Here is a 9,687-nt window from a genome sequence, read left to right on the forward strand (position 1 = left end):
GACGTGAGAGCTGCAGAAAATCTCAATGAATTCAGTGACATATCTTATATCAAAAAAACGATGTTACATCAGTTACAATGTTTTTTTAATCAGAAAAACATTGAAGACCGTCGTTTAGAAATAGAAATAGAAGATATCGATATTATTTCTTGGTTACGAATTCAAAATTACAATGAAAAAGTGTACTGGCAGAATCGCGACAGAACACTTATTGCCGCAGGAGTGGGAGTTGCAGATTTTTTAAAAGCAAAACGTTTATCTGATTGTCATTTTGCAAATGTCAATTCGTTACCCGCAAATATGCGTTTCTACGGTGGCATGCGCTTTAATGTAAATTCTGTGGTGGGAACTCCGTGGGAAAAGTTTGGTGAAATTGCATTTTTTATTCCGCAATTCGAAATATGCAAGAAAAACGCGAAAACTTTCTTTGCAGTGAACATCATTGTAAAAGAGGAAATGAACCATGCGCGTTTGTACGAGTCAATTGTGGAAGAGTTGAACAGTCTCGATTTTTCACTGCCTCCTACGCCGCGTTTCGAAGACTTCTATCGCGAACGTGTCAACGTTCCAAATTTCGAAGAATGGCAGGAACAGTTTGCCGAAATCCAAAGGCAGTTCTCGACAAAAGAAATTCAAAAAATTGTCCTATCGAGACGTAGTACTTTAAAATTTCCGAAATATGTAGATGGATTTTGTCTACTGCAGCATCTAACCAATACCCAAGCGAATACATATAATTTTTATTTGCAATGGCATAAAGACTGTGCTTTCGTAGGTGCAACTCCCGAAAGACTTTATTATCGCAAAGATAACCGTATATTTAGCGAAGCCGTTGCTGGTACACGAAGACGTGGGCAAGATGCGATAAAAGATAAAGAATTGGGTGACGACTTGCTGTCGAGTACAAAAGACATTCGTGAACATCAGCTTGTCGTTGAAAACATAAAGCAAGTTTTTGACAAGATTTGTAAAAATTACAGTTGTCCATCATCACCCGTTTTAATGCGATTGAAAAACTTACAGCATTTATACACGTCGTTTGAAGGTGTACTTAACGAAAAAACGATTGATGGAGATATCTTGCAGTTATTACACCCTACCGCGGCTGTTTGTGGCTTACCAAAGCAAAAAAATATGGATGAAATCGAAAAATTAGAAAGTTTCGACCGCGGGTGGTTTGCAGGACCTATTGGATGGCTGGAGAAAGACTGTGCTGAATTTGCTGTGGCAATACGCTCTTGTGTCGTACAGAAAAATACTCTATATCTTTTTGCCGGAGCGGGGATTGTCAAAAGCTCTTGTGTAAAAAAAGAATGGAATGAAATAGAAGATAAGATGAAAAATTTTGATTGCATTTTTCGTAAAGTAACTGAGTAATGAATTTACAACATCAAAATATCAATGCGTTTTGGTCGAGCCTGATCGTAGAAGAATGCCTGCGCAATAAGATAACACACTTTTGCATTTCCCCCGGTTCACGCTCTTCACCTCTTACCTGTGCAATTGCCCGTGCAACGAAAGCACATAAAAAAATATTTTACGACGAACGCGCAGCGGCATTTTATGCTGTCGGGTACGCACGCGCCACCGGGAAACCTGCTGTTCTAGTTTGTACCTCTGGAACCGCCGTAGCAAATTACTTACCAGCAGTTGTTGAAGCTGCGGTAGACCACATACCTCTTATTATTTTATCAGCGGACCGCCCTCCTGAGTTGCTTAGCACAGGAGCAAATCAAACCATCACCCAACCCAATATATATGGACACTACTGTACATGGCAAACAAATTTACCATGTGCGACGGAAGAAATTCCTGCGACATTTGTTCTTACCACAATAGACCAAGCAATTTACCAAGCAACAAACTTTCGCGGTGTCGTTCACATTAATTGTATGTTTCGTGAACCACTGGCTCCTTCTAAGGGAGAGTTAAGTGATCAGTATATCGACATATGTCCGCGGTGGGTAAATAGCACCAAACCATATACTTTTTATGAGTCAACTATTGTGCAACCTCAAGATTTTTCCTATATTGTAAGTGAGGTTGAGAGAGCACGGCGTGGAATTATTGTTGTGGGAAGGTTGAACAACAATGAGGATATGCATTCCATTGAAAAATTTCTGATGGAATGTGGCTGGCCGGTTTTTGTCGATATGTGTAGTAATCTACGGTTGAAAACACATGAAAATTTTATGCGACATTTTGACAGTATATTGCTAGATAAACCTAAATGGAAGGATTACAAAGCAGATTGTATCATTCACATTGGTGAACAATTTATTTCAAAGCGATTGTTGCAATTTATCGATTATTGCCAACCTCAAACATATATTGTTGTTAAAAGGAGTAGTAGACGCTTCGATCCGCAACATATTGTGACACATCACATTCAAAGTGACTGTAGTGTGTTTTGTCGTGCAATGTATGAGCACACTCCATGGAATATTGATGAAAATTTCAAGAAGAGCCTACAGGAAAAACAACAAGTTATTGAGAATGTACAACAAAAATATTTAGAGACAGTTCCTTTGCTAAATGAACTTAGTGTGGTAATGTTTATTACCGAGCTCCTCCATTGCGGTAATCAGGGACTTTTTGTGGGAAATAGTTTAGCTATTCGCTACTTTGATATGTATGCGCAAGGTAAAGAAAATATTTTTGTGTCAAGCAATCGTGGGGCGAGTGGAATCGATGGCAACTTAGCAACTGCTGTGGGAATGGCACAGGGACTACAGGGAGGAATAACCGTTGTGTTGGGAGATATTTCTCTTCTTCATGACTTAAATTCCCTATTGTTACTTAAAAATAGTGACTTTCCTATCTATCTCGTTGTTTTGAACAATCAGGGGGGAAGCATTTTTGAAAAACTGCCCATTGCGGAATTTGTAGATGTTTTTGAGGAGTACTTTATCACTCCGCACAACCTTACATTTGAAAAAGCGGCAGAGATGTTTTCTATTGACTACTTTTTTCCTAAAACGACTCAGGACTTTTGCCAGATGTACCAGAGCTGTTTGCAACAAAAAAAATCATGCTTCATTGAAATTAAAACATCGCGGCATTATAATACGCAGATACAAGAAAAATTGAATCAACTTATTGTTACTTCTTAGCATGGATATGAAATATGGCAGCATATTTAAAAGAAATAAAAAGTGATGCATCCGGTAAATCTTATAGTGTTTGTAGTGACAAAAACTATTTTCTTATCGGTCGCAAGAAAGAGAACGACCTGGTAATAGGGGTTAGTGAGGTATCACGTTTTAATTGTTTTATTGCTGTTCATCCACAAAGTAAAGATTTATATCTGTTTTCGACATCGCGCAATCGCAATATTCTCTACAATGCCAATGTTTGCGATTTTAGTTCTAAGGAGTCGATTGTCGCAAGCTCCTTAGATGCATTATTGAGTATGCAAACGGGTGTACCTGTTAGCGAGGTGCCGACAAAAAATGAAAAAGGCGATCAGTTAATTGATGCTGAAAATATGGAAAACTTAGGATTTTTTCGCGTGGGAGGGTTTAAGAAAATTAGAGATATTTTGCCTGTTCTTGACGAATTGCAACAAGTGGAATATTTTGAACATTGTATCAAAGAGGGAGCTGTTAAACTTAAAAGCGAAAGTTTTATTGGGATACGAACGTCATCAATTGAAATTGTCTATCAATTGATGATTGAATAGGGAAATACTTTATAATCTACAAAAGTATAGGAAAAGCATGACGATCGAATGGTTAACTTTTCGATGTACCCATTGTTCGCGATTATCAAATGTTCGAAAAAATATAGAGCCAATAGGCAAGTCTTTAAAATGTAGTAAGTGCCAACAAATATTTCTTTTAAGTAATGACAATTTGTGTGAAGCACCAAAAGTGTTGACATTTCATTGTCCTAAGTGCGGAGAAGAAATCAAAGTAATTGAAAAAGAGGGAATTTATGGCCGGCAAGTAACATGTCAAAAATGCCATCATAATTTCAGTCTAACAGAGAAGCGTAAAGACGAGTCAAATTTTTTCGAAAAACAAGAGTTGCCTACCATAATAAATAATAGATATCGAAAAATATCCATGGTAGGTAAAGGAGCTATGGGGAAGGTATACGCAGTTTTTGATAACCATCTACAAAAAAAAGTAGCTTTAAAAACTCTTATTACCAAGCACACGGAGGAAAGCGAAAAAAGGTTTTTACGCGAAGCAAAACTTACTGCAAGATTAATTCATCCGAATATAGTCGAAATTTATGACTTGGGCGTTATCGACGAACAATATTATTTTACGATGGAGTATGTTTTCGGAATACTCTTTACCAATGTGCTACAGAGCAGCAAATATAAACGACGTGAGATACTACGAATGTTTGTGAAGCTTTGTTATGCCATTGATTATGCTCACGAAAAAAACATTATACATCGAGATCTAAAGCCAGACAACATTATGGTCCAGCAAGATGGTGAACCAAAAATTATGGATTTTGGTCTGAGCAAGATGGTGGGGGATTCGCAGCGACTGACTGCGACGGGGATGATCATGGGTACGATCACTCATATGCCACCAGAACAAGCGTTGGGGAGAATCGATGAAATAGATCACCGCGTAGATATATATGCCTTAGGTGTAATTCTATATACACTGTTAACAGATACCATACCTTTTCAAGGAAAAACAGCGTATGAATTGCTACGACAAATCGTTAGCGAAGATGCCATCGAACCTCATCATTTAAATCCAAAAATACCACAAAAAATTTCTTTGATATGCATGAAAGCAATCGCCAAAGATAAAGAAGATCGCTACGCAAGCGCCGCAGATTTAGCAATGGATTTAGAAGAATTTCTGTAAACTATCTTAATTCTTGTATGTTTTTGGCAAAGTTTACGACTAAGTGGTTGTCATATAACTCATGCCATGAATATTAGCAAGATGGCTTCTTGCGACAAACGATAATAAATAAAAATTAGGAGAAGAGAAATGCCTAAGTTTTTTGCGTTAATACTTATATTTTTAGTAGCGTGTAGTCAAAGTAATAGTCAGGTGAACGACAATAAACCGGCAAAGAAGAACAACGCTAATGTGAAAAAGGTGGTAAAGACAGAGCAAGAGTGGCAAAAAATGATGAGTAAAGAGCGCTACTATGTTATGCGCAAAAAAGGAACAGAAAGCCGCTATAAGGGATATTGGAATTCGAAAGAAAAGGGAATTTATCACTGTGCAGCGTGCGACGCGCCTCTGTTTTCTTCCGAGACGAAGTATAAATCGGGTACTGGGTGGCCTAGTTTTTGGCAGCCGATTGTGGAAGAGAATGTTGGCGAAGTAGAAGATCGCTCTTATGGTATGGTACGTGTTGAGGTTGTTTGCAATGTTTGTGATTCGCATTTGGGGCACGTTTTTGACGATGGTCCACAACCAACAGGTATGAGGTATTGTATTAACTCTATTTCTCTAGAATTGAGAAAGGGTGCCACGAAACTAGCAAAGAAACCCAAAAAAGAAGATGTAGATAAAAAAACATCAAAAGAGCAAAAACAATCACCGGAAAATGCGGAAGAAAAAAATAAGTAAGCTTTTATCCCAGGCTTTTTTGAGCCTGGGATAAAATGTTATTTTAGCTAAAAATATCCGCAGCGATTTGCTTGACAGGATTTATTTTTCCCATTGTATAAAAGTGTAGTGAAGGCACTCCATATTCAATCAATTCTTGGCACTGTTTCGTACACCACTCTCTTCCTGCATCGCGTACTTCTTTTCCTGTGCGCGCTTCTTCAATCTTTTGCGTCAATTCCACAGGAATATCGATGAAAAAAGTACTCGGCAATATTTGTAACTGTCGCCTAGAAGTTATCGGTTTTAATCCAGGTATGATGGGGACATTAATACCCATTTCGCGGCATTTATCTACAAAGCTAAAATACTTTTGATTGTCGAAAAACATTTGTGTTATGACAAACTCAGCCCCCATGTCGATTTTTTTCTTCAGATAGAACATATCTGTTTCCATGTTGGCTGCCTGATAGTGCTTTTCAGGGTAACCTGCCACTCCAACGCAGAAATTTGTCGCATCCTTGACGACGAGATCTGGATCGATATATTTTTCATTATTCATATCGTTAATTTGTCCCAGTAAGTCAGACGCATATTGATGTCCGTCTTTTTCGGCGATGAACTGTTTGTCGTGGCTCAGTTTGTCTCCTTGTAAAGCAAGTATGTTGTGAATTCCCAAAAAGTGTAAGTCAATAAGGGCGTCTTCTGTGACTTGCTTGCTAAAGCCCCCGCACACCATATGGGGTACAACGTCAACACCATAGCGATTGATTACCGCTGCGGAAATTCCTACTGTACCAGGACGTTTACGATATGGACGTTTTTCTATTTTTCCATCCGAAGATTCTACATAGGTATAGTCTTGTCTATGATAGGTTACATCAATAAAGGCAGGGTTAAAAGGCATTAACTCATCTATGAGCTTGAAGATACTTCCTATTCCATCTCCTTTTACAGGAGGTAATAACTCAAAAGAAAAAAGAGGAAGATTTTTAGCGTTTTTTATGTGATCTGTTATTTTCATTTGCAATATCTAGTCTGAATTATGAGGATTGAACTTGGTTGATTTTTGTGGCACTTTTATATCGTGCTACAAAAGTAAACAAACTTTAAATGTGGACACGTTTTGTTTCGTATCCTATCATATGAAAATGTACATTTGTTGTCAACATAGGATGGAAGGCATTATGATAGATATTGTTGTAAAAAACGAACTGGTAATGAAGGGGAAATTGCCCGAAGATGCGGAAAGCTATTTAAAGAAAAGACTTACCTTTGCTAACCCTGAGTATGTTCTTGCAGAGAGACAGCATCGTTCTACATATAATATTTCACCTACTTTGAGTTTTTTTAAGAAAAAGAGAAACACGATTTATCTTCCACGTGGTTTTGCAGCACAAACGCTGGCTATTTTACGTAAGCATCAAGTAGAATATAAGGTCAAAGAAGAGACACGCGTGTTGGAAGAGGTGGAGTTTTCGTTTTGTCGCGAGCTGTATCCCTTTCAAGAAAAAGCTGTGGAAAGTGTCGTGGCACGAAGATTCGGCGTATTGAATAGTCCTACAGGAAGTGGAAAAACAGTGATGGCGCTGGCGACAATTGCCGCACGTAAACAACCAACTCTTGTGATTTGTCACACCAAAGAACTTTTATACCAATGGCAAGAGCGTGCCATGGAGTTTTTGGGGATGAAAAAAGAAGACATTGGTCTCGTGGGGGATGGCAAGCGCGAATTTGGCAAACCACTTACTATTGCCATTGTGAATTCGTTGTATAAGTGCGTGGATGAACTTGCGGATAAAATTGGTTATTTAGTTGTCGACGAATGCCATCGCGTGCCAAGTCGTACATTTACCGAAGCAATCAAACATTTTGATAGTCGTTACATGCTGGGACTTAGCGCAACGGCTTACCGTCGTGATAAACTCACTAAGGTGATCTATTTTTATATGGGAGATAGCGTTTATAGCATCTCCCCACAAGAATTACAAAAATACAATAAGATAATGGTGGCGTCATTGGTCGCGCGCGAAACAAAATTTTATTCGCATGTAGACGGTTCTAGCGAATACCAGACGCTCCTTGAGGAATTGGTGAGTAACCGCGCACGCAATGAACTGATCGTAGATGATGTGATTGCCGAAGCCAAACAACGCCGTGGAATTTGTCTAGTTCTTTCCGACCGCAAAAGCCACTGTGAGAAACTATATCAACTTCTCTTATCCAAAAGTGGCATGTCGGTAGAGCTTTTAACGGGAGATACCAAGGCATCGTTGCGCAAAAAAATAGTGAACGACTTGCAGCAACAGCAAATCGATATTTTAGTGGCGAGTGGGCGCTTGGTGGGAGAAGGTTTTGATTGCAAGAAATTGAGCTCGTTGTTTTTGGCAACACCCGTGAAGTTTTCGGGACGCGTCATCCAGTATCTCGGAAGAATTCTACGCACCTGCGAAGACAAAGTACAGCCGAAGATTTTTGATTACATCGACGAACCAGGGGTTTTGCGCAGCTCTTTTAAAAGTAGGCTGGGCGCGTATAAAACGATGGGGGTTGAATTGGGAGATGCACTGGAAATTGAAATATGAAAAAGTTGTTTGTCTATGAGATTACTTTTATTTTACTGGGGTTATCGTGCAGTGTATGTGGGGCTTTGTGGGCAGTAGACTCAACGTTTGCGATCGAGTTGTTGTTGGTTACGGCCTTTTATAGCGCTTTTCCGTTCGCTTTGCCCAGCAGTAAAGAAAAACCAATTTGCGCGAAGTTGCGCGTAGCCATCGCTTTTATCTTCATATTTTATATATACCAATCGGTAAAAAAAATTGTCGATGGTTTTGGAATCACGCTGAAAGATGAATTCCTACTACTTTGCGATGAGTTTTTGTTTGGGGAAACGCTTTCTGTGTACATGCAAGTTTGGCAGACAGCATGGTTTACAGACATAAACAGTGTACTATATATATTGTATGACATATACCTAACGGTCTTTCTTGTGTACTGTTTGTTCTTTTTAGCCGTGGACAAAATGCAATGGATAGCCAATTACCTGTTCAATGCATTTTTCTGTGGTTTTATCCTTTATATAATGATACCGGCTGTTGGACCTAGGTATGCATATGCAAGTTTGTATAATTTGCCGATCAATGGGGGGGCTGTTTCCAAAACAATTCATCTGTTCATCGAAAGCGCTTCGCCGGGTTATGATGTTTTTCCCAGTTTACATACCATGATTTTATTGGTGATGTTGAACTGTGACTATTATATATGTCGTTTGCGTTATTATATTATGTTACCTTGTGCCGTAGGAATTATATTTTCCACAATGTATTTGCGTTATCACTATGCCATTGATGTGATCGCAGGAGTTGTTGTATTTTTCGCCATCAAAAAGTGGTTCGAAAAACAATATGGTTGGGATAGTTATGAGTGTTAAAGAAGATGTGGCGGGCTATTACGATAACAATACCTCGAAGTTTTTACGTTTTGGACATGGTAAACATAATTTTGCCATTCACCGTGCGGTGTGGTTTCCGGGAATTGAAAACCGCGAGCAAGCAATTTTGTTTCACAATCAATATATATATGATTATATTGCAGCGCATAAAAAAAATACGATGCGTGTATTAGATTTAGGGTGTGGCGTTGGCGGTTCTTTGTTTTTTCTCGCGGATTTACTACCACAAATACATTTCTATGGTTTAACAAATAGCCGTGAACAACAACAAATAGCCACAAAGTTACAAGAACGGTTTGCCACGACCAATGTGGAAATCCTATGCGGTGATTTCCACGACATCCCTTCAGAGATTCCCCAAGTCGATGTCATATTTGCCATTGAGTCGTTTGTTCATAGCCACTCCCCACCAAAATTAATGCAACAGGTATTTTCGAAACTGAGCGAGGATGGAGTATGTATCGTTATAGATGACTTTCTGGTAAGTGCCGCCGCGGAAAGTCATCGCTGTGTGGATACTTTTCGCCGTGGTTGGTTTGCCCCGGGAATTATGACAGTAGATGATCTATGCAAACAGTCAGAAGGGTTTCGTATGGAAAAGAAAGTGGACTTGACCTCTTTTTTAGAGCTGCGCCGTGTACGCGATTACGCGATCGCATGTGTGAGTCCATTGTTAAAGTATGTACCCGGTTATTATTT

At 39.1% G+C, this 9,687-nt stretch carries 9 protein-coding genes (1 of these 9 cut by a window edge); 8 read left to right on the plus strand and 1 reads right to left on the minus strand.

Annotated features, from left to right (window positions below; genetic code table 11):
* Positions 1–3: 3 nt before the first annotated feature.
* The 5 genes from UABAM_RS18865 to msrB all read left to right on the plus strand — a co-directional run bounded on the left by UABAM_RS18865 (position 4) and on the right by msrB (position 5,558).
* A complete protein-coding gene (locus UABAM_RS18865; protein ID WP_173013415.1) occupies positions 4–1,377 on the plus strand; it encodes an isochorismate synthase in 1,374 nt (457 codons plus the stop codon).
* Positions 1,377–3,113 carry a 2-succinyl-5-enolpyruvyl-6-hydroxy-3-cyclohexene-1-carboxylic-acid synthase gene (gene menD / locus UABAM_RS18870; RefSeq protein WP_151969562.1) on the plus strand — a complete coding sequence of 579 codons (1,737 nt, stop codon included), beginning with the start codon at positions 1,377–1,379 and terminating at the stop codon, positions 3,111–3,113. The genes UABAM_RS18865 and menD overlap by 1 nt, the downstream gene beginning before the upstream one ends.
* A 14-nt stretch (positions 3,114–3,127) precedes the next feature.
* Positions 3,128–3,682, plus strand: coding sequence for an FHA domain-containing protein (locus UABAM_RS18875; RefSeq protein WP_151969563.1), 555 nt, complete (start codon positions 3,128–3,130; stop codon positions 3,680–3,682).
* Positions 3,683–3,719: 37 nt separating this feature from the next.
* Complete coding sequence (locus tag UABAM_RS18880) at positions 3,720–4,838, plus strand: serine/threonine protein kinase (RefSeq protein WP_151969564.1); 1,119 nt, start codon at positions 3,720–3,722, stop codon at positions 4,836–4,838.
* A gap of 129 nt (positions 4,839–4,967) precedes the next feature.
* Positions 4,968–5,558 carry a peptide-methionine (R)-S-oxide reductase MsrB gene (gene msrB, locus UABAM_RS18885; protein ID WP_173013416.1) on the plus strand — a complete coding sequence of 197 codons (591 nt, stop codon included), beginning with the start codon at positions 4,968–4,970 and terminating at the stop codon, positions 5,556–5,558.
* Between the two features lie 43 nt (positions 5,559–5,601).
* Here the strand turns inward: msrB and metF are convergent, their stop codons facing one another.
* Positions 5,602–6,561, minus strand: a complete 960-nt coding sequence (gene metF / locus UABAM_RS18890; protein ID WP_151969565.1) for a methylenetetrahydrofolate reductase [NAD(P)H] — start codon at positions 6,559–6,561, stop codon at positions 5,602–5,604.
* Positions 6,562–6,724: 163 nt separating this feature from the next.
* Between metF and UABAM_RS18895 the strand changes: the two genes are divergently transcribed.
* The 3 genes in view from UABAM_RS18895 to UABAM_RS18905 are tightly spaced (each overlapping or abutting the next) and all read left to right on the plus strand, a layout consistent with a single transcriptional unit that may run on beyond the window.
* Positions 6,725–8,122, plus strand: coding sequence for a DEAD/DEAH box helicase (locus UABAM_RS18895; RefSeq protein ID WP_173013417.1), 1,398 nt, complete (start codon positions 6,725–6,727; stop codon positions 8,120–8,122).
* Positions 8,119–8,967, plus strand: coding sequence for a phosphatase PAP2 family protein (locus UABAM_RS18900; protein WP_151969567.1), 849 nt, complete (start codon positions 8,119–8,121; stop codon positions 8,965–8,967). The genes UABAM_RS18895 and UABAM_RS18900 overlap by 4 nt, the downstream gene beginning before the upstream one ends.
* Positions 8,957–9,687 carry the 5' portion of an SAM-dependent methyltransferase gene (locus UABAM_RS18905; RefSeq protein WP_173013418.1) on the plus strand. The gene runs 115 nt beyond the window's last position, so only the first 731 of its 846 coding nucleotides appear in the window; its start codon is at positions 8,957–8,959; the stop codon falls past the right edge of the window. Before UABAM_RS18900 ends, UABAM_RS18905 begins: the two co-directional genes overlap by 11 nt.

This window comes from Candidatus Uabimicrobium amorphum (assembly GCF_009002475.1).
Classification (GTDB): domain Bacteria; phylum Planctomycetota; class Uabimicrobiia; order Uabimicrobiales; family Uabimicrobiaceae; genus Uabimicrobium; species Uabimicrobium amorphum.

Excerpts from the sequence above, each read along its gene's own strand:
- metF (WP_151969565.1), bottom strand. The coding sequence starts at position 6,561 with ATGAAAATAACAGATCACATAAAAAACGCTAAAAATCTTCCTCTTTTT.
- UABAM_RS18880 (WP_151969564.1), top strand. The coding sequence starts at position 3,720 with ATGACGATCGAATGGTTAACTTTTCGATGTACCCATTGTTCGCGATTA.
- UABAM_RS18900 (WP_151969567.1), top strand. The coding sequence starts at position 8,119 with ATGAAAAAGTTGTTTGTCTATGAGATTACTTTTATTTTACTGGGGTTA.
- msrB (WP_173013416.1), top strand. The coding sequence starts at position 4,968 with ATGCCTAAGTTTTTTGCGTTAATACTTATATTTTTAGTAGCGTGTAGT.
- UABAM_RS18895 (WP_173013417.1), top strand. The coding sequence starts at position 6,725 with ATGATAGATATTGTTGTAAAAAACGAACTGGTAATGAAGGGGAAATTG.
- menD (WP_151969562.1), top strand. The coding sequence starts at position 1,377 with ATGAATTTACAACATCAAAATATCAATGCGTTTTGGTCGAGCCTGATC.
- UABAM_RS18875 (WP_151969563.1), top strand. The coding sequence starts at position 3,128 with ATGGCAGCATATTTAAAAGAAATAAAAAGTGATGCATCCGGTAAATCT.